The sequence below is a fragment of the Paenibacillus sp. FSL R5-0378 genome (assembly GCF_038009285.1).
GTDB lineage: Bacteria > Bacillota > Bacilli > Paenibacillales > Paenibacillaceae > Paenibacillus_AQ > Paenibacillus_AQ favisporus.
On sequence record NZ_JBBPAY010000001.1, the window covers coordinates 3,395,803 to 3,414,689 of the forward strand.

Annotated in this window: 17 protein-coding genes; 12 read left to right on the plus strand and 5 right to left on the minus strand. The window is 53.8% G+C overall.

Annotation, left to right across the window (positions count from 1 at the left end; translation table 11 throughout):
* The first annotated feature begins 249 nt into the window (after window positions 1-249).
* Window positions 250-2,853, plus strand: a complete 2,604-nt coding sequence (locus MKY74_RS15930) for an exo-rhamnogalacturonan lyase family protein (protein ID WP_076169526.1) — start codon at window positions 250-252, stop codon at window positions 2,851-2,853.
* A gap of 54 nt (window positions 2,854-2,907) precedes the next feature.
* On the plus strand, window positions 2,908-3,642 hold the full coding sequence (locus MKY74_RS15935) for a DUF1961 family protein (protein ID WP_084203763.1): 735 nt from the start codon (window positions 2,908-2,910) through the stop codon (window positions 3,640-3,642).
* A gap of 148 nt (window positions 3,643-3,790) precedes the next feature.
* On the opposite strand, the gene MKY74_RS15940 is transcribed toward MKY74_RS15935, so the two are convergent.
* The gene (locus MKY74_RS15940; RefSeq protein WP_076167894.1) at window positions 3,791-4,306 is read right to left on the minus strand and encodes an ADP-heptose synthase; all 516 of its coding nucleotides are present in this window, start codon (window positions 4,304-4,306) and stop codon (window positions 3,791-3,793) included.
* A 133-nt stretch (window positions 4,307-4,439) separates the two neighbouring features.
* On the opposite strand from MKY74_RS15940, the gene MKY74_RS15945 reads away from it, so the two are divergent.
* A complete protein-coding gene (locus tag MKY74_RS15945) occupies window positions 4,440-4,598 on the plus strand; it encodes a hypothetical protein (RefSeq protein ID WP_167372840.1) in 159 nt (52 codons plus the stop codon).
* A gap of 88 nt (window positions 4,599-4,686) precedes the next feature.
* A complete protein-coding gene (locus MKY74_RS15950) occupies window positions 4,687-6,435 on the plus strand; it encodes an ABC transporter ATP-binding protein (protein WP_076167891.1) in 1,749 nt (582 codons plus the stop codon).
* 83 nt (window positions 6,436-6,518) lie between these two features.
* Here MKY74_RS15950 and MKY74_RS15955 read toward each other — a convergent pair whose 3' ends face one another.
* Both MKY74_RS15955 and MKY74_RS15960 read right to left on the minus strand, forming a co-directional pair.
* Window positions 6,519-6,971, minus strand: coding sequence for a DUF441 domain-containing protein (locus tag MKY74_RS15955; RefSeq protein WP_076167888.1), 453 nt, complete (start codon window positions 6,969-6,971; stop codon window positions 6,519-6,521).
* 73 nt (window positions 6,972-7,044) lie between these two features.
* Complete coding sequence (locus tag MKY74_RS15960) at window positions 7,045-8,034, minus strand: YpdA family putative bacillithiol disulfide reductase (RefSeq protein ID WP_076167886.1); 990 nt, start codon at window positions 8,032-8,034, stop codon at window positions 7,045-7,047.
* A 388-nt stretch (window positions 8,035-8,422) separates the two neighbouring features.
* Between MKY74_RS15960 and MKY74_RS15965 the strand changes: the two genes are divergently transcribed.
* Complete coding sequence (locus MKY74_RS15965; protein ID WP_244169194.1) at window positions 8,423-8,758, plus strand: DUF2087 domain-containing protein; 336 nt, start codon at window positions 8,423-8,425, stop codon at window positions 8,756-8,758.
* Between the two features lie 436 nt (window positions 8,759-9,194).
* The gene (rsgA, locus tag MKY74_RS15970; RefSeq protein WP_076167882.1) at window positions 9,195-10,283 is read left to right on the plus strand and encodes a ribosome small subunit-dependent GTPase A; all 1,089 of its coding nucleotides are present in this window, start codon (window positions 9,195-9,197) and stop codon (window positions 10,281-10,283) included.
* A gap of 79 nt (window positions 10,284-10,362) precedes the next feature.
* Here rsgA and MKY74_RS15975 read toward each other — a convergent pair whose 3' ends face one another.
* A complete protein-coding gene (locus tag MKY74_RS15975) occupies window positions 10,363-10,989 on the minus strand; it encodes an FMN-dependent NADH-azoreductase (protein ID WP_076167880.1) in 627 nt (208 codons plus the stop codon).
* A gap of 211 nt (window positions 10,990-11,200) precedes the next feature.
* Between MKY74_RS15975 and MKY74_RS15980 the strand changes: the two genes are divergently transcribed.
* From MKY74_RS15980 to MKY74_RS15990, 3 genes are all read left to right on the plus strand, one after another.
* Complete coding sequence (locus MKY74_RS15980; protein WP_076167878.1) at window positions 11,201-11,728, plus strand: hypothetical protein; 528 nt, start codon at window positions 11,201-11,203, stop codon at window positions 11,726-11,728.
* A gap of 97 nt (window positions 11,729-11,825) precedes the next feature.
* Window positions 11,826-11,963 carry a hypothetical protein gene (locus MKY74_RS15985; protein ID WP_167372839.1) on the plus strand — a complete coding sequence of 46 codons (138 nt, stop codon included), beginning with the start codon at window positions 11,826-11,828 and terminating at the stop codon, window positions 11,961-11,963.
* A gap of 216 nt (window positions 11,964-12,179) precedes the next feature.
* On the plus strand, window positions 12,180-12,845 hold the full coding sequence (locus MKY74_RS15990) for an S-layer homology domain-containing protein (protein WP_244169193.1): 666 nt from the start codon (window positions 12,180-12,182) through the stop codon (window positions 12,843-12,845).
* Between the two features lie 21 nt (window positions 12,846-12,866).
* Here the strand turns inward: MKY74_RS15990 and MKY74_RS15995 are convergent, their stop codons facing one another.
* The gene (locus tag MKY74_RS15995; protein WP_076167876.1) at window positions 12,867-13,106 is read right to left on the minus strand and encodes a hypothetical protein; all 240 of its coding nucleotides are present in this window, start codon (window positions 13,104-13,106) and stop codon (window positions 12,867-12,869) included.
* 524 nt (window positions 13,107-13,630) lie between these two features.
* Between MKY74_RS15995 and MKY74_RS16000 the strand changes: the two genes are divergently transcribed.
* The 3 genes from MKY74_RS16000 to MKY74_RS16010 all read left to right on the plus strand — a co-directional run bounded on the left by MKY74_RS16000 (window position 13,631) and on the right by MKY74_RS16010 (window position 18,885).
* Complete coding sequence (locus MKY74_RS16000; protein WP_076167874.1) at window positions 13,631-13,963, plus strand: hypothetical protein; 333 nt, start codon at window positions 13,631-13,633, stop codon at window positions 13,961-13,963.
* Window positions 13,964-14,051: 88 nt separating this feature from the next.
* Complete coding sequence (gene essC / locus MKY74_RS16005) at window positions 14,052-18,041, plus strand: type VII secretion protein EssC (RefSeq protein WP_076167872.1); 3,990 nt, start codon at window positions 14,052-14,054, stop codon at window positions 18,039-18,041.
* A gap of 16 nt (window positions 18,042-18,057) precedes the next feature.
* Window positions 18,058-18,885 carry a hypothetical protein gene (locus tag MKY74_RS16010; RefSeq protein ID WP_076167870.1) on the plus strand — a complete coding sequence of 276 codons (828 nt, stop codon included), beginning with the start codon at window positions 18,058-18,060 and terminating at the stop codon, window positions 18,883-18,885.
* The last annotated feature ends 2 nt before the right edge of the window (window positions 18,886-18,887 follow it).

Consider the following 18,887-nt stretch of genomic DNA (forward strand, 5'->3'; position numbering starts at 1 on the left):
AACAGGAAACCGCTGCCGGCTTTTTATGCTGCTGCTGACAGTTTGAAGAACCCCGCCAAGCACACTATTCAGGATGCATTCCCCGGTTGCCCGCCCTCCAGCAAGAATGTGCAAGCCGGGTGAAAACGTGCAATGCTGCCGCATCAGGCCCGCCAAGAAAGTGTCATTGCCGGGAAAACGGCCGTTCTCTACACTGAAGGCGTGATGACAAAAGCGGAAGCAAACGAATTGCCAAAAGGAGATGAGTCCATGAACGAAACCGGAGTAAACGTACGTTGGCTGAAGGACGCCCCGACGGTTCCGGCCGGGGTGACCTGGGGGATGCCGTGGAAGGAAGGACAGCTGCAGAGAGACGAGCCGCTGGCGCTGCAGGCTCAAGAGGGTGGTGAAGCTCCCACCCTGCAGAGCTGGCCGGCCGCGTATTGGCCGGACGGCAGTGTCAAATGGACGGCACATGCGGCCGTTTTTCCCGCGGGAGTACGCTCTAGCTATGCCGTCGTGAAAGGGGGAGCCGGACAAGCGGCATCAGCACCCTCGTTGTCGGTTAGCGAGACGGATGAAGGCATCCATGTGGACACGGTGGCGTTTTCTTTTCATATTCCGAAGAGCGGCAGCCGGATTATAGGCAGCATACACCGGGGCGGGATTCTCGTCTGCTCCGGCGGCGAACTGGTCGCCATCAAGGAAAGCGTGAGCGAGCTGACCGGCGTTCGCACGATCCGGGAGGAGCGGTATCAATCCCGGATTTATTCAGCCAAGGTAGAGCAGGCTGGTCCGGTGAGAGCGGTCGTCAAGCTGACGGGCCGGCACCGCGCCGTCAACGGGACCGGGGAGTGGCTGCCGTTTTCGCTGCGGCTATACGCTTACGCGGGGCTGGAGTCCATCCGGATCGTGCACACGTTTTTTTACGACGGCAATCCGAACGAAGACTTCGTGAAGGGGCTCGGCATCCGTTTCGCGCTGCCGATGCGGGAGAAGCTCTATAACCGCCATGTTCGGTTCGCCGGTGATACCGGCTTTTTGAGCGAATCGCCGAAGACGCTGCATACGCGCCGGACGAAAGGCAAATACATGGAGCTGTTCAAGCGACAGCTGGATGGCCATCCGCTGACCGGTGAACAAATGGACGACGATTATTTTATGAACCTGCTGGACGAATCGGCTTGCTGGGACGGCTTTAAGCTGGCACAGCTCTCGGCCGATCATTACCGGATGGCCAAGCGGACGCAGCCCGGCTGCAGCTGGGTCAAAGCCGCCGAAGGCCGCAGAGCGCGAGGCGTCGCCTACGTCGGCGGTCCAGGCGGGGGGCTGGCGCTGGCCATGCGCCATTTTTGGCAAAAGCACCCCGCCGGCATGGAAGCGCACGGGCTGACGGGAGACGAGGCGCAGCTGACCGCCTGGTTCTGGTCGCACGAAGCTCCCGCCATGGACATGCGCCATTACGATACGAAGACGCATGTCGAATCGTCGTACGAAGGCGCGGAGGAGATGAGGGCGACCCCTTACGGCGTCGCGAACACGAGTGAGCTGACGATCTGGTGCCGCGAATCGACTCCTTCGCCGACGGAACTGGAGGCTTACGCAGCGTATAACGAATCACCTCCGCAGCTTGCGTGCGACCCCGATTACCTGCACAGCCAGGGTGCATTCGGCATCTGGAGTCTGCCGGACCGGGGGACACCGGTCAAAGCACGTCTTGAAGAGAGGCTGGACGGCATCATCGCTTTCTACCAAAGGGAGGTGGAACAGCGGCGCTGGTACGGGTTCTGGGATTACGGCGATTTCATGCACAGCTACGATCCGGCCCGCCACGTCTGGAACTACGACCTGGGCGGCTGCGCGTGGCAGAATACGGAGCTGGTTCCGAACATGTGGCTGTGGCTGATGTTTTTACGATCGGGACGCGAAGATATTTTCCGGATGGCGGAAGCGATGACGCGGCATACGAGCGAGGTCGACGTATACCATTTTGGCGAATACGCCGGGCTCGGCTCCCGGCACAACGTCGTCCATTGGGGCTGCGGCTGCAAGGAAGCCCGGATCGGCATGGCCGGCCTTCACAGGTACTACTATTATTTGACGGGGGACGAGCGGATCGGAGACATGATGGACGAGGCGAGGGACGCCGATTATACGACCGTTAACATCGACCCGATGCGGGCCTATTTTCCGAAAGACGAGCACAAGACGCATATCCGGGTCGGTCCGGACTGGGCCGCCTTCAGTTCAAACTGGATGACCCGCTGGGAGCGGCGGGAGGATTCATTCTACCGCGATAAGCTGCTGACCGGCATTGCATGCATCAAGCAGGCCAATTACGGCCTGATTTCCGGCCCGACCTACGGCTACGATCCGCAAACCGGCGTGCTGACGCCGATGGGCGACGACAACTGGGGCCGCCATCTGGCCCTCTGCATGGGAGCGCCGCAGGTGTGGTTCGAACTGTCCGCCATGCTGAAGGATGAAGAGTGGAACGAAATGATGGCCGATTTCGGCATTTTTTATAATCTCTCACAGGATGAAAAGGACCAGATCACAGGCGGGGCCATCAGCACGCAGCGGTTTGAGCATCCGGTGCTGACATTGGCGCTCGTTGCGTATGGGGCTTGGTACCGGAAGGATCAACGGACGGCTGATTTTGCCTGGTCGACGCTCTTGGCGCACCGGTTTGCCTGTACGGACCTTGAGAAAGACGCCGCTGCCGTCACTTACGTTTACGAGCTGCGCGAGTTTGACTGGATGAACACGAACGAGGCGTCGCAGTGGTCGCTGAATACGATCATCAGCCTGGCGCTGATCCCTGACGCTCTCCCGGAGGAGGCGGTATCGGCCGGGCAGAAAGCGCAGGTATGACGGCTCAATGAGGAGGCCACTCCGGCCTCCCTTGGAAGGAGGTACGCACATTCGATGCATACGGATCCATCGACCGGGAGCGGGAACACACAGGACACCCGCAGCCCGCTTATTCCTGAAGGGTGGGACAGGATTTACAACAATCCGCTCGCGAAGCCGGAGCATGCTGCCGGGTTTCGCATGGAGGGAGAGGCTGCCGTCACGTTTCCGTTGGGCCGGATGCGGCTCGAGAGTGTGCTGGACGAGGCCGAGGGGCAGCGCGCCAATTTTGTGCTGTGGTGCCCGGAGGATTTTCCGGCAGAGGCCGCCATGTCCTGGGATTTTTGGCCGGTGCGCGAGCCGGGCCTCGCGATCATGTTTTTCAGCGCAAGCGGCAGGGAGGGCATGGATTTGTTCGACCCTTCGTTCAAGCCGCGAACGGGAGAATACGATCAGTATCATCATGGCGATCTGAACGCCTTTCACGTGTCTTACTTCCGGAGGAAATGGACGGAGGAGCGAAGGTTTCAGACATGCAATTTGCGCAAAAGCTACGGCTTTCATCTAGTCGCGCAAGGGGCCGACCCCATTCCAGGCGTGATGGATGCGGCCGGCCCTTACCGGATGCTGATCGTCAAGGAGGGGAGGCGCATTACCTTTGCCGTCAACGATCTCCCCTTGTTCGTGTGGGAAGACGACGGAGTGTCCTACGGACCGCCGCTTGGAGGAGGCAAGCTTGGCTTCCGCCAGATGGCGCCGCTGATTGCCGAGTATGCCAATTTAACCGTATATGCCAAAAGCGATCCTTAACCGGCGCATCCTGATAGATCAGGCCGCCGGATGCTTATGGATTCGGTTTTATGGAGGGCTGACCGTAAAATTGGGGCGGCGCAAATCCAGACAAAACAAAAACTCCTTTCCGCCTGGAAAGGAGTTTTTGCTGCTGATCGAGACTTTATTAAATGTGCTGCGTATAGTTATCGGTTTCCACCGCAAACTGAAAATCCTCGATATCAAAAACATGCACAGGCACAGCAGCCTCGACGATCCGCTGGATCAGCTCGATCTGATCAGTGAGCACCGGGGCTTCCTCCCGCTGCGAGGACAGCAGCAGCTCCGTCTCAACCGGGTCGAACAGCTCACCATAGGGAGCGGTGTCCATCGCGTTGATGACCGTAATCCGCGCCGATTCGCCAAGGAGGATCGAAGGACTCTTGGCCCAAGGCATATGGAGCGCTTTCTGAATTTTTTTCTTGTTCAGCGGTTCCTCGAAATAGGCGGTCAGCTCCTTGATTCTGGCCTTCACGTACCTGTCATCCTCCGCAGAGCTCATCAGCGGCTCGTCGCTGTCCTGAAGCTCATACAGCTCCAGCAGGCTGGTATAAGGCACGATATATTCAACCGGGACGCTCGTCTGGAGCAATTCTCCATAGATCGCCACCATGACCGCTTCTGTAACGAATTGTCTAGACATCAAGAACCTCCTGAATCCTAAGTATCTAACCCAAGCTGACCTTGCCGGGATAATGTATAATGATCGATACAGGAACAAAGTCCGATCTTACATTTAAGGATATCTAATCATTGAAGGGGGGAAATGTCAACTCATGAGCGTCAGGAAAAGGCAATTCAGCCCGGATCGGACCGATTATGGCCGCTGCTTTCCCGCCGAGGGAGAGGAGCGCTTCGGTTTGCCGCATGCCGCGGCCGGGCGGAGGGGGTCCTGGTGCCAAGCAGCGGATGCGGCTGACCTGAACAAGGTATGATATAAGAGGCGTCCGGATTGCCGGCGCATATTCGCCTCTACCCACGCCATTAGCCTGATTGACAGCCAGAAAGGAGAGGGAATGTTTTTTGGAATACTGGAAAGCTTATTACCGGTTTGTTAAACCTTATACGAAATGGATTATTTGTACGCTGATCATCGGCATGATCAAATTCGGCATCCCTTTGACGCTGCCGATGATTCTCAAATATGTAGTGGATGACCTGCTGCTTAACCCGAAAATGTCGGTATCGGAGCAGGTTACCCGGTTGTTTCTCATTTTAGGGGGCGCGCTCGTCCTGTTTATTATCGTGCGGGGGCCGGTCGAATATTTACGGCAGTATTTTGCCCAACTGATCACGAGCCGGATTTTGTTCGACATGCGGAACCGCCTGTATGCGCACCTGCAGCGCCTGTCGCTCCGCTACTACCAAAATACAAAGGTAGGCGAGGCCATCTCTCGTTTTATCAACGACGTGGAGCAGACGAAAAATATCGTTGAGGTCGGCATGATGAACATCTGGCTGGACATGTTCACGCTGCTGATTGTGCTGGGGGTGATGCTGTACCTGAACCCGGTGCTGACCCTGGTGTCCATCGCCATTCTTCCGCTTTACGGGATCGCGGTCAATGTGCTGTATAAGCGTCTCAAGAAGCTCACCAAGGACCGTTCTCAGGCGCTCGCCGGCATTCAGGCGTATTTGCATGAACGGATTCAGGGGATTTCCGTGATCCGCAGCTTTACCCTCGAGCGCTTCGATCATAAGCAGTTTACGGGCATCAACCAGAATTTCCTGAACAAAGCGCTGGCGCAGACGAGATGGAACGCGCTGACGTTCTCGATCATCAACACACTGACGGATATCGCCCCGCTGCTTGTGATCGGGTACGGCGGCTACCGGGTGATCCATCATGATTTGACCCTGGGCACGTTTGTCGCCTTTTTCGGCTATCTGGACAGGCTGTATGCGCCTCTCAAGCGTTTGATTAACTCCTCCTCGGTGCTGACGCAGGCCTCCGCCTCGCTGGAAAGAGTGATGGAATTGCTGAAGGAGCCGTACGATATTGTCGATGCGCCGGACGCGAAAACCCTTCAGGGGCCGGTTCAGCATATTTCGTTTGACGAGGTGTGGTTTAAATACAATGAGGGCAGCGACTGGGTGCTCAAGGATATCAGCCTCGATATCAAGCACGGACAGACCGTCGCTTTCGTCGGTATGAGCGGAGGCGGCAAATCGAGCCTCATTTCGCTGATCCCGAGATTTTATGACATTCAGCAGGGCAGCGTGTCCATTAACGGGCAGGATATCCGGAAGCTGACCCTTGAAAGCCTGCGGGGTTCAATCGGTATGGTGCTGCAGGATAACTTCCTGTTCAGCGGGTCGGTGAAGGACAACATTCTGATCGGCAACCCCGAGGCGAGTATGGACGAGATTCAAGCGGCTGCGGTTTCGGCCAACGCCCATGACTTTATCATGAATCTGCCGGACGGGTATGAGACGGAAGTCGGGGAACGGGGCGTCAAGCTGTCCGGGGGGCAGAAGCAGCGCCTGGCCATCGCCCGCGTTTTTTTGAAAAATCCGGAAATTCTGGTGCTGGACGAGGCAACCTCCGCACTGGACCTGGAGTCCGAGCATCTCATTCAGCAGGCACTGCAATCGTTGGCTTCAAACCGGACGACGCTGATCGTCGCCCACCGGCTCTCCACGATCACCCACGCGGACCAAATTGTCGTGATGGAGCACGGGATGATTACGGAGCAGGGAACGCATGCCGAACTGATGGCTTTGGACGGAAGTTATGCACGGCTGTATAATGTGCAGCACCTGGAGGTTTAAACAAAAAAAGAAGAAACCCGTGTCTCCAAAAGACCGGGTCTCTTAACATTCGGAAGAGGCGTCCATAGCGGGCGCCTCTTTTTTTAACTTTTGCCGATCAGCAGGGACAGCAGCCCGGCCGCAATCAAAGGCCCTACCGGAACGCCCTTGAACAAGGCGACGCCAAGTACCGTTCCGACGAGCAGGCCGGCGACGATGGTCGGATTGGCCGACATCAGGGAGGCACCGCGGCCGCCAAGATAAGCGACCAGCATCCCGATGGCGATCGCCAGCAGGGACTTCCAGTTCAGAAAGGAGCTTCCGAGCATTTGCAGGCTCATTTTTCCGCTGGCCACCGGTGTCATGACGCCGATGGTCAGGATAATGATGCCCAGTGTCAGCCCGTACTTCTCCAGCCAGGGAAACGCCTGCTGTAAATGCAGCACCCGCAGCAGCAGCAGGATGGTCATCGCCACGGTAATGGTCGTGTTGCTGCTGATTATGCCGAGGGCAGCGAGAATCAGCAGGATCAGTGATGTAAAATCCGTACGGAACATCTCCTTTCATTGGCAGCCGAAAGTAGCCTTTTTTGATGTATATGACGACGCGGACTGTCTGCTGTGAAAATTGTTATTGATGAGAAGCCCGAACAGCGGCGATATGCTCGGCAATCAGCCCGCCGTGCTTGCGGCCGGTTTCGATAAAGACCTCGTTCGCATTGCGGCCGGACGCGATGACGCCTGCCACGTAGAGTCCGGGCACATTGCTCTCCATCGTTTCCGGGTTAAACAGCGGCTTCTCCATATCCCCGTCCAGCTCGACGCCGCAGGAAGCAAGCAGCTTCCGGTCCGGCCGGAATCCGGTTAAGGCAAGCACAAAATCGTTATCGATTTCGGTCGTATGCCCGTCTTTATCCTGGATAGTGATGGACGACTCCCGAATTTCGGTGACCTTGGATTGCACGTGGACCTCTATTTTCCCCTTTTTCACCATCGCTTCAAACACCGGGCGCACCCACGGCTTGATGTTCTCGGAAACCTCCTCGCCCCGGTAGACCATATGGATGTTCGCCCCAACGCGAATCAGTTCCATGGCTGCGTCAACTGCCGAGTTGCTGCCGCCGATGATCGCCACGTTCATCCCGGTATAGGGATGGGCTTCACGGAAGTAATGTGTAACTTTATCCAGATCTTCCCCCGGTATGCCAATATAATTCGGGTGGTCGAAATAACCGGTGGAAATCACGACGTTTCTGGCTTCATATTGATGTTTTTGTCCGCTGCGGTCAACGGTATGTACCACAAAGGAATGATCCGGCTGCCGCTCCACGGACAGCGCTTCTTCGTACTGGGAGATGGACAAGTCGTAATGATCCGCTACCTTGCGGTAGTAGGACAGGGCCTCGTACCGAAAAGGCTTCTCGTTCGGGGAAGGGAACGGCACATCACCGATCTCCAGCAGCTCCGCCGTACTGAAAAACTGCATGTGGGTCGGATACAGGTAAATGGAGTGGACCAAGCAGTGCTTTTCAATAATATGTGTTGATAGTCCGCGGCGTCCGCATTCGATGGCGGCCGATAGTCCGCATGGACCGGCTCCGATAATAATGACGTCTTGCATGAATTTCTCCTCCTCTGTCTATAAACCACTCACGTTTAATCGTATCGCAAATTTTCGGTAAAAACCACCATGGACAGCCAATAGAGATCCGCAAAAGGCGGCACATGACTGATCTTTTTACGTGAACAGGCTGCAAAAATAGAGTTTTTTACATGTGCCGTTGACAAATTCGTTTGAGCGACATAATATTAGATACATATTAAATTAGATGTTTATTAAAATTATAATTTCGGTATTTCGGCGGGCTATCCGGCTAGATAGGAGGAGATCATTTGCAGCCCGGTTCCTTCCGGAAAGCGCTCGGTATATTTTACCCAACCTTTCACGGGATTTATCAAAGGAGGTCCGGCCGAACATCGAATGAGCAATGAAGGGAGATGACATGTATATGAGTAAAGCAGACGAAATGCAGAAGGGAACCTCCGATCCGGTGAACGAGACCATGAAGGCGGCGGTGTTGAGAAACTTTTTTGCGGCGGACGGGAGGCTGGCGCAAATACCAGCCCAGTACAAGAAGAAATTGATCGCCATGCAGCATCTGGTGGAGAAGCTTGAGCCGGGGCGCCGTTACACTGAGAAAGAAATCAACGCGTTTATACAGCAGTTTCATGATGATTACGCAACGATCCGTCGCGAGTTTATCATTCACCGGTACATGTCTCGGGATAACGACATTTATGAAATGAACCCCCGGGACCAATGGACAAAGTGGGAGCAGGTTTGATCCCGTCCGGAAATTAAGGCTTGACATGAAACAAGCATTCCGTATATGATGGCAGCAAATGACAGGAAAGGAGACGATATAAAATGATGAAGAGCATTGTATGGAACTGGACCCCTTTAACATTTTATATATGGTCTCCTTTGACGGCTGGATAATCGATCAGATTTGAGGACTCACGTCTGATCATATGGCATTTCATCAGCAGGCATGGTTTCATGTTTGCCGAATAAGCCGCGGAGACCTACATGGGTTGCCGCGGCTTTTTTGCGCTCGGTAACGTTTCGGTATGGCATCACAGATTTGGTATGCCTTTTTCCGGACGTTTCGTTTTGCGCATCAAAGGGAAATGCTCTCTGATTGATTCAGAAGTCATGCCCCCGGAGCCTAAGCTTCGGGGGCTTTTTGTCATTCATTCACAAATTGGAGGGATTTTTACTTGAATTTAGAGCATTATGGATGGAATACGGATTGGCAGCAGAAATGGCTGCAGCGAGATCGCAAACAGCACGTTCCCGGCCGCATCGTCAGCGACTTCGGTCAAATGTACCGGGTCTGGACCTCAGCCGGGGAAGTATGGGGAGAAGTATCGGGCAAGCTGAAGCATGAGCATCAGGACCGGAGTGAGCTGCCGGCTGTGGGCGACTGGGTGGAAGTTCAGGTGCTGGAGCAGGAGGAGCGGGTGATCATTCACAGCGTCTTGGAACGTAAAACCTGTATCTCTAGGCAGGCCGCAGGAGTCGCCACCGTGAATGAGCAGGTCATCGCCTCCAACGTCGATACGCTGTTTCTGGTCAGCTCGCTCAATGACGATTTTAACGTCAGGCGGATGGAAAGGTATTTGATCATGGCCTGGAACAGCGGCGTGACCCCGGTTATACTGCTCAGCAAGGCCGATCTATGCCCGGACGCGGAGCTGAAGGTCGCTGAGATGGAAGGGGCGGCGCCGGGGGTGCCGGTTCACGCCATCAGCGCGCTGGAAGATATGGGACGGGACATCGTCTCCGCTTACTTGGGAGAAGGGATCACCGTGGCGCTGACCGGCTCGTCCGGCTGCGGCAAATCGACCATCGTCAACTGGTTGTCCGAGGCCGGCGTGCAGAAGACTCAAGGGATCCGCGAAGATGACAGCCGCGGGCGCCATACGACGACGCACCGCCAGCTGTTCCTGCTGCCCCAAGGGGGCATCATGGCCGATACGCCCGGCATGCGGGAACTGCGGCTGTTCGAAGACGAAGGAGGCCTGGCCCAAGCGTTTTCCGACATCGAGGAGATCGGCAGCCAGTGCCGCTTTGCGGACTGCAAGCATGAAGGCGAGGCGGGATGCGCCGTCCGGGAAGCGGTGGAAGCAGGCGTACTGGAGGAGCGGCGGCTGTCCAATTACCACAAGACGCAGCGGGAGCTGAAGTTTCAAGCGGTAAAAGAAGCACGAAGCAGGCGCAAGGCTGATCCGAAGGGGCGGGGATCCAAAAGTGGGGCCCCGCGCAAATCCTCATCCTATTGGACGAAGCAGCTGATGGATGAATAAGTCAGCAAAAAACCACGATGGATACCATCGTGGTTTTTGGGCTTGTCCAGCTTCAGTGCAAATCATTTTATAAGCAGGATTAGAAGTTCTTGGCGGCTTCGGCAGCTTTGGCTACACCGGCTTCAACCAATGCGGCAGCCTGATCCGGAAGCTGGTTATGGCCTTCAACGATAATGGTCGTTACATCTTTGACCCCGAACAGACCCATGCTGCGCGAAACGAAGTTGACGGCCATTTCGCTGGCAGCGGCAGGGCCTTCGGAATAGATGCCGCCTCTCGCATTGAGGATAGCGACTTTCTTATCGCCAGCCAGACCTACAGGTCCTTCCGGCGTATATTTAAAGGTTTTGCCTGCACGGTTCAGGTAGTCCAGGTACGAATGAAGCACGGCCGGAACAGTCATGTTCCACAGCGGGAAGCCGAAGACGATTTTGTCGGCGGCCAGGAACTGATCGAGGTAGCGGTCGGCGATCGCTGCCGCTTCACGTTCCTCGGGTGTCGTTTCGATGCCGTTAGCGGTTTTATACAGGCCGGTAATCGTCGTATGGTCGTAATAACGCGGCTGCTCGGCGAACAGGTCCAGCTCCACAATTTCGTCCTCCGGATGAGCTGCCGTATAGGAATCCTTGAAAGCATGATACAGCTTCACGCTGATCGCCTGGTCAATGGGACGGTTATTTGCTTTGATAAAAAGTACAGTAGACATGATGTAAACTCCTTTAAGTATAAAATAGTCACTAACTATGATAAATATAGTAGATCAAAATGTTTAAAAAGTCAAAAAAATATTTTTTTGAGCAGAAACAGATGTCGAATGATGACGAAAATATTTTTATGTAAAAGCGCTTTCTTTCCTGGTCATAATGGGACTAGTCATTCCAATATATAATAGTAAGGAACAGGGAGGTGGGGGAAGGATGGGCTTTTATCATCTGTTTTGGGGATTTTTGTTTTTGTTTGATTTCCAAATCAACGGTTTTGACATTTTACCCGACGTGATCGGCTATCTGCTGTTCTATGTCGGGCTGGCCAAGCTGAACCGGCGCTCCGAGCATTTTCGCAAAGCCGGGAACACGGCGGCTGTCCTGCTTGGTGTGTCCGCTCTTGCCCTTGTTTTGTCGGTCTTGCCCCGTGCTTCCGCTGCGATCGGAATTCCGCTGGGCCTGGTCATCCTCCTTCTGAATTTGTACATGGTGTTTCATATTTGTCAGGGAATCGGCGCTTTGGCTGGAAGGAGAGGTCTGTATCAGTTTCAAAGCATGGCTCTCCAGCGCTGGCGGTGGTATTTACTGCTCGTGCCCGCGATGTTCGTCGTCCTGCTCATCGCTGCCCTGCTGCCAGCTGCGGCGCTCATTCTCGGGCTCGTGCTGATTGTGGCGTCTTTTGTCATAAATGTTCTAATGATGCTGCTGATGAGGGAAGCCGAGCATCACCTGCGCCGCTAGGCGCTGATTAAAGGCGGAAACGGCTGGGTATATATTCAAAACAGGAAGAAACTTCCTGGGTTTATAAGGAAAATTCAATGACAAGGAGAGGATGGGCATGTCCATTGACCGCTTTATTTTAAAAAAATTGGACTCCTGCCAAGAAGAACATACGCGCGCCAATCTAGTGCAGCTGTTCAGAATCCGCATCCAGAAAGCAGAAAGAGCAACCGGTTTCCATATGGGCAGACACTAGTTCATGACGATCAGGGGAGCCTTCACGGAATACTGGTTTACGATATCGATCTTTATCCTTTTGCAAGGTCCCCCGAAAATGCCGAAATACCTTTAATGAAGGAGCCCCACGTTGTGGGGTTATTTTGTGCCCTTTTACCCGTCTGTGCAACCTTTCTATCCACCAAGCCGTCAAACAGATCAGATTGGAAAATATTACGCATGGAGTGGATGCATCGTGAACAAATTGCTGCAGGGAGCCGTTGTGATCGCGGCGCTGATCGGCCTGGCCGCTTCACCGTCGCAAATCTACGCGGACGATTCCTTTAAGGATTTAACCGGAGTCCAGGAGAAAGAAAAAATTGAGAGCCTTCATGCCCGTGGATTGGTACAGGGGATGACTGGCGACGAATTCCGGCCGCAAGCCGGTCTGACCGCGTCGCAAGGCGTAACGATGATCGTCAAGTCGCTGATGCTGAATCTGGATGGCATCGCATTTATTAAGAAGCCGGAGGCAAAAGACGTGTTCACCCGCGTCGCCAATGACGCCTGGTACGCGCAGCCTTTTATCGTCGCCCATTATAATGAACTGGATATCCCGACTAGCATCGAACCCGGCCGGACGCTGACCCGTGAAGAGTTTATTCACTATCTGGTTCAGGGCATCGAGCGTACCGGAGCATATCCTTTGCCGAAAATATACATTCAAATTAAAGACGAGGCGAGCATTACCGGAGCTTATCAGGGGACGATCGAGCGGGCTCTGGTGTATAAGGTTGCGGCTTTGGATCCCGAGGGAAACATCCATCCGAAGACAACGATAACCCGTGCCGAGGCGGCAGCCATGATCTACGAGGCGGTTGCTTTTGTGGAGTCCCATCAGCAGGTGAAGTCCCAGCCATAATATAAAAAAACACCATCCCTCTTAATAGAGGGACAGTGCGAGGGTGTCATTTTCGCTCTTGCTGTGAAGAATGGCTTCGGAACCTTCAATTTCAATGCTGATCAGCGAATTCAAGCATTTCTGAAGTGCTCTTTTTCCGTTTTGAATTTTATTTTCCAAGGTGCCACTCAGCAGCTTCATTATTTTCGATACAGGTTGTTTGCAGTCGGTTGTAAAGTATACGGGAACTACTTTGTTTTGGAAGTTAATTAGTATTCTCATAGAAATCACCTCATTCGTGTTATTCCATACCTGTATTCTACCTGCCAAATATTAAAAAAACCTTAAAGAAAACTTATAAATAGTTAAATTGCACACAATTTTTCGGAAGTGAATATAATTAGAGGCTTCCGATTTTTTGTGTGTTTTCAAAACCTGCGGCCCTAAAAATACGCCTAAGGCTATAAATCTTTTAAGAGGGAACTTGCCTTTCTTGCATCTGCCTGTGAAACTGGGTATCAGGTATTATTTTCGGAGTGATAAAATAGGACCAGTATCTCCTTAAAAATGGATATAAAATCAGTTACATACAGATAAATCCATCTAGAAATAGTACATAAGAACTATAAAACTATGGAACACCGAGAATTAAACTAGTTAAAATGTCACAAATTGACAGGATTATGCACTGATGTTACATTATCATAAGGTTACAAAGTTTTCATATTTTCGCTTGGGTCTGCTGAATGTTACTTCAACTACAATAAATAAGCTATTTCTACTATGGCAAGAAGGAGTGGACACCTTTGATTCTAACCGTGATGATCAGCGGCCAGGAAAGAGACTGGTTTGATGTCGAAGTGCCGGATGACTGCCCGGCGGCCCACCTAAAGGACATGCTGGGCGTTCGAATCTATGGGGAGGCTCCGCCTGAAGGCTCGCAATATATATTAGAAGGCAAATTTCCCGAGGGGCTCTGGTTCCCGGTAAAGGATGCCCAGGATGTAGCTGAAGCAGGACTTAGGGAAGGCTGTATGGTTCGAATCCAGCGGGCCTTTTCGACCACGACGGAAGAGGCGCCGAGCTTTGGCAGAAGAAATTTGTTTCAATATGAATGGAATCGGGTAATGGAAAGTTAAAAATGTTTTTTTTGGATTCCTGAACACTAGTACTTATTGCATGGGTAACCTGAAGGATTTTGGATGCCAAAAGAGGGGTTGACGCATTATGAATGTGTTATATCAACGTTCGCCCAGAATCAAACCGACGATCAAGGAACAGCGGCTGGACATCCTGAGGCCGCCGGGCGAGCCGAGTAAACCATCATTTTCTTTGGTTTCGATCATCCTCCCGGCAGTGATGACCATCTTCAGCATCGGTTTGTTTATCTACATGAACCTTACAGGGAATATAGCGAACAACACGTATGTCATGTTTCAAATGGTTTCTGTTGTCATGATGCTTACATCATATACGATCCCTTTCATCGCTTATCTGGGAAACAAAAGGAAATATAAAGAACAGCTGAACGAACGCATCAGCATGTATTATGCGGAACTGGACAAGCTCAGGAAGGAGCTTGCCGCAGGGCAGAAGGAACAAGTGGACGTGCTATACGATATCCATGGAGACCCCGATGTCTGCTTTCATATCGTAAAAAACCGGAACAGTTCCTTGTGGGAACGTTCACCGGAAGATGACGACTTTCTGCATACGCGGATTGGTACCGGCAGCCTGCCGTTTCATACAAAGGTAAAGGCGCCGAAGCCCGAAGGCTACGTCAAGGATCCGCTTCTCGAAGCGGCGCAGTCGCTCGAAGAAGAGTTTCAGACTGTGCCGGGATCCTCTATCGTATTGCCGCTGTTTCAGGCTAAAGTCGTCGGGATCGTCGGCGATCGCGAGTCCGTCATGAACGCGCTTCGGGTGGTCGCCGTCCAGCTGGCCGTACGGCATTCGCCGGATGAGGTGAAACTGGCGGCGTTTTATGAGGAGAAGGATGCCGGAGACTGGGATTGGATGAGATGGCTGCCCCATGTCTGGGATGAGGACAGATCATCGCGTTATATGGCTGACCGCCGCAGCAGCGCCCACCAGCTGGCGGATGAATTGTTTCAGCGGCTGGTAAGGCGCAAGACGTCACGTGCTTTTTCCGGCCGGAAGATCGCAGCCCAGCTGCCGGCCTACGTTGTCGTTCTGGCGGGGAGCGGGCTGATCGAAGAAGAACCGCTCCTGCCGCTGCTGCTGGAGGACGCTGCCGACGTCGATGCCTGCACGATCATTATATCGGACCGCAAGGAGAAGCTGCCGATGCAGTGCCAGCTGATCGTTGATATGTCCCAGGGGAGCGGCCAGTATTCGCTGAAACGGGAAGACGGTTCTTTTGAATTGCAAAGCTTTGAAGCCGATACGATTACGCTGGAAAAGGCGGACGCGCTCGCCCGCTATATGGCCCCGATCCGGCTTAAGCGTTCGTCGGCTTCGGAGATTCCATCCCTGCTGTCCTTGTTCGACATGCTTGGCCTGGAAGACATCCGGGCGTGGGATGTACGCAGCAGGTGGAGGCACAACCGTTATCCGGAGAGCTTTCCCGTTCCGATCGGCGTCCGGGCCGGAGGCAAAAAAGTCATGCTCAACATTCACGATAAGATCGAACGGAACGGTCACGGCCCTCACGGTCTGATCGCAGGCACGACGGGATCCGGCAAAAGCGAAGTGATTCAATCGATCGTCGCTTCCCTGGCTTCGGAATACCACCCGCATGACCTGGCTTTCATGCTGATCGACTATAAGGGCGGCGGCATGTCCAACACGTTTAATCATCTTCCGCATGTTGTCGGAACGATCACGAATTTGAACAGCAGCCTGATCGAAAGAGCCAAGGTCTCGCTGAAGGCCGAGCTGGTCAGACGCCAGAAAATACTTAACGAATCGGGCAATCTGCAGCATATCGATGAATATTATAAGCTGCTTAGACAGCGGCAGGGACAACCCCTACCGCATCTGGTCATTATTATAGATGAATTCGCCGAGCTGAAGCGGGACCAGCCCGAGTTTATGGATGAATTGATCAGTATAGCGGCAATCGGCCGCACGCTGGGCGTTCACCTGATTCTGGCCACCCAGAAGCCGGCGGGAGTCGTTGACGAGAAAATATGGAGCAATGCGAGGTTCCGCATCTGCCTCCGCGTTCAGGATGAAAGTGACAGCCGGGATATGCTGAAAATTCCCAATGCCGCCTGGATCACCAAACCGGGCAGGGGCTACCTTCAGGTTGGCAGTGACGAAGTGTTCGAGGAAATGCAGTTTGCATGGAGCGGGGCGCCTTATTTGGACCCTGAGGCCTCCCTTGAGAAACGGGCGGTAAGCGAAGTCGGGCTTAATGGCAAGCGGGAATGCTTGTTGTCCGGAGGCATGAACGCGGCCGAAATGCTGATGCAGCAGCCGAAGCGACAGCTGCAGGTATTTATAGATCAGCTCGCCCGGACTGCGGAAGAAGAGGGAATTATCCGCCTGCAGGGCCCGTGGCTTCCGCCGCTTCCGGAGCATTTGGAGCTGGACGCCGTCATGCAAGGGACGGATGCGGACAATATTGATGACATCACCGGCATAGCCGGCCTGATGGACGATCTGCCGAACCAAAGCCAGAGGCTTCTGACCATCCCGATGCAGCAAGGACATTGGGCTGTGTACGGAATGCCGGGCCTCGGCAAATCGACCGTTGTCCAGTCCCTTCTGATGTCGCTGGCAACATTGTACTCGCCGGCGGATTGGAACGGTTACGTTGTGGACATGGGCCGGGTCATGCGCGATTTTGCGGGGCTCCCCCACATCGGGGCGGTCATGACGGCCGAAGAGGAGGACCGGATCAAGAGGCTCTTCCGGTTTCTGATGAAGACGGCAGCCCACAGGAAAGAATTGTTCGCTGAAGCAGGCGTAAAGACGGCAGCCGCTTACAGACCGTTCCGTCCTGGTTTGCTGCCTCAACTGGTCATCGTCATTGACGGCTATTTGAACTTCCGCAACATTTACCCTGAGGAAAACGAAACGCTGGAGTTTCTCCTTCGTGAAGGAGCGGCTCTAGGCATGACATTTGTCGTTACGGCCAACCGGATTTCTGATATATTCGAGAAAGTGCGGAGCAGTCTGACGAACGCTTTGACCTTCGAGCTGGCCGACTCCGCCGATTATTATTATGCTGTCGGCAGACCGGGACGGATACCGGGCAGTCTGCCGCCGGGAAGAGGTTTGGTGAAGGGGTACCAGCCGCCGCTGGAATTTCAGGCGGCTTTGCCGGCCGTTGGAAAAGATGAGGTACAGCGTACGGAAGCGCTCCGAAACCGGATCCAGCTGATCCGCTCCCTGTACCCCGAGCAGCAGGCTCCGGAGATCGGGAAGCTGCCTGACCGTGTCACGCTCAGGGAGCTGCTCCCGCCGGCAGCCGGTTACGACCGGGATCTATTGAACGGCGGCAGCCTTAAGGTGCCGCTCGGGCTGGCAACCGATGACCTGGACCCTTTCGGGGTCGACCTGCAGGAAGGTCCGCACTTTATCGTAGCAAGCCCAATGGAAGGGGGAAAAACCTCCTTCCTGCTGAGCTGGATGCTGTCCCTCGCACACCGCTATCCGCCGGAAATGCTGCAGATGTATACCATCGATACCCGTTATGGGAACCGCGGGCTTAGCCAATTGGCGGAACTTCCGCATATTCAGGCTAGCGCCAGCCGCGAGGAAGAGCTTGGACCGCTGATTCAGCGGCTGTATGAACTGGTCCAAGCGCGGAGTCCAGGCCAGGAAGCGCCGGCTGCTGTGCTTGTGATCGATGATGCGGACCTGCTGGCGAAACAGCTCCAGGATTTTACAGTGAAAGAGCAGCTGACGGCGATCGTCCGCCAGGGCCGCGACCGAAATGTGCATGTGATCGTTTCAGGCGTGCCCGCTGATTTACCGACGTTCGGCGCAGACTGGTTTAACGATATTAAATCCTGCCAAAGCGGATTTTTGTTCGGGACTTTAGACCCTAACGATTTATCGTTCTTTCGTATTCCGTTTTCGGAAGCGAGTCATACCCAGGGGAGCTTGAAAATCCTTCCGCCGGGACAAGGGTACTATATTAAACGGAAATATTTCAGGGTTAAGGCCGCAATTCCGTTTGATGACTATTGGAACAGCCATCGCTGGGTTGCCGAAATTCGCGACCGATGGCATGTTGTCGTTTGAGGGGAGGTGGCTCATAATGTTGACGATTCATGCTTCCAGACAGGACACCATTACACTTGATAATAAAGAATTCTTTTTTCTTGCCGGGATTCTCGGTTCGGACCGGCTTCTCGGCGTGGAAGACCCATTTCAAGGATATCTGGCCGAAGAGATCTCGGAAGAATGGGATATTGTGAAAGACTCGTTGCTGGAAAAGGGTTACCTCATTGAGGAAGAGAACGGCATAGAATTGTCTATGCCGCCCAAAATCTTTTCCAGAGTGGCGATTGCCGGCTTGGCGCAGCGGTCCTGCTGGCTTAAATATGTTCAAAACGACGAAACGTTCGAAGGCTATCTTCATGTGACCAACGAGCGTGTCGTACAAGTATGCAAATCCGCAGAGGACTGCCAGTACAAACTGGATGAGCTCGGGACCGTCGAGGAGGCCTGCCGCACGCTGGTGGAGGAAATGGACTTGAAAAACTTCGCGCCGATGGAAGCGCCGGCTTTGCTTCTCTCTAAAAAGAAGTTTGCCCATCTCTTCAGCCATACCTCGGAAATTCCGTTCGAAGAGCTCGGCGACCAGCTGGTAAAGGCAACAAACGATGTGGAAGGTTCGATCGCGCTTGCCAAATGCATGAAATACCGCACGGGTGAAGGTGAGCTGCAATTGTCGACTTGGACCGGCAGCGGCTGGGAGTCGCAAAATGCAGCGTTTATGGTAAATGACACGATGAACTGGCTCGTACGTATGAGCATCAAAGGGGATCAGGACTGGCTGACGGCCATTCCGGCGAGCAGGGAGCAATTTGAGGAAATGCTGCTTCAGTGGCTGAAGCAGCCTGCAGAATTAAATGGAAGGTGAGA

Coding starts and splice junctions, on each gene's coding strand:
- MKY74_RS15930 (WP_076169526.1), top strand. CDS start 250: ATGAACGAAACCGGAGTAAACGTACGTTGGCTGAAGGACGCCCCGACG.
- MKY74_RS15935 (WP_084203763.1), top strand. CDS start 2,908: ATGCATACGGATCCATCGACCGGGAGCGGGAACACACAGGACACCCGC.
- MKY74_RS15940 (WP_076167894.1), bottom strand. CDS start 4,306: ATGTCTAGACAATTCGTTACAGAAGCGGTCATGGTGGCGATCTATGGA.
- MKY74_RS15945 (WP_167372840.1), top strand. CDS start 4,440: ATGAGCGTCAGGAAAAGGCAATTCAGCCCGGATCGGACCGATTATGGC.
- MKY74_RS15955 (WP_076167888.1), bottom strand. CDS start 6,971: ATGTTCCGTACGGATTTTACATCACTGATCCTGCTGATTCTCGCTGCC.
- MKY74_RS15960 (WP_076167886.1), bottom strand. CDS start 8,034: ATGCAAGACGTCATTATTATCGGAGCCGGTCCATGCGGACTATCGGCC.
- MKY74_RS15965 (WP_244169194.1), top strand. CDS start 8,423: ATGAGTAAAGCAGACGAAATGCAGAAGGGAACCTCCGATCCGGTGAAC.
- MKY74_RS15975 (WP_076167880.1), bottom strand. CDS start 10,989: ATGTCTACTGTACTTTTTATCAAAGCAAATAACCGTCCCATTGACCAG.
- MKY74_RS15980 (WP_076167878.1), top strand. CDS start 11,201: ATGGGCTTTTATCATCTGTTTTGGGGATTTTTGTTTTTGTTTGATTTC.
- MKY74_RS15985 (WP_167372839.1), top strand. CDS start 11,826: ATGTCCATTGACCGCTTTATTTTAAAAAAATTGGACTCCTGCCAAGAA.
- MKY74_RS15995 (WP_076167876.1), bottom strand. CDS start 13,106: ATGAGAATACTAATTAACTTCCAAAACAAAGTAGTTCCCGTATACTTT.
- essC (WP_076167872.1), top strand. CDS start 14,052: ATGAATGTGTTATATCAACGTTCGCCCAGAATCAAACCGACGATCAAG.
- MKY74_RS16010 (WP_076167870.1), top strand. CDS start 18,058: ATGTTGACGATTCATGCTTCCAGACAGGACACCATTACACTTGATAAT.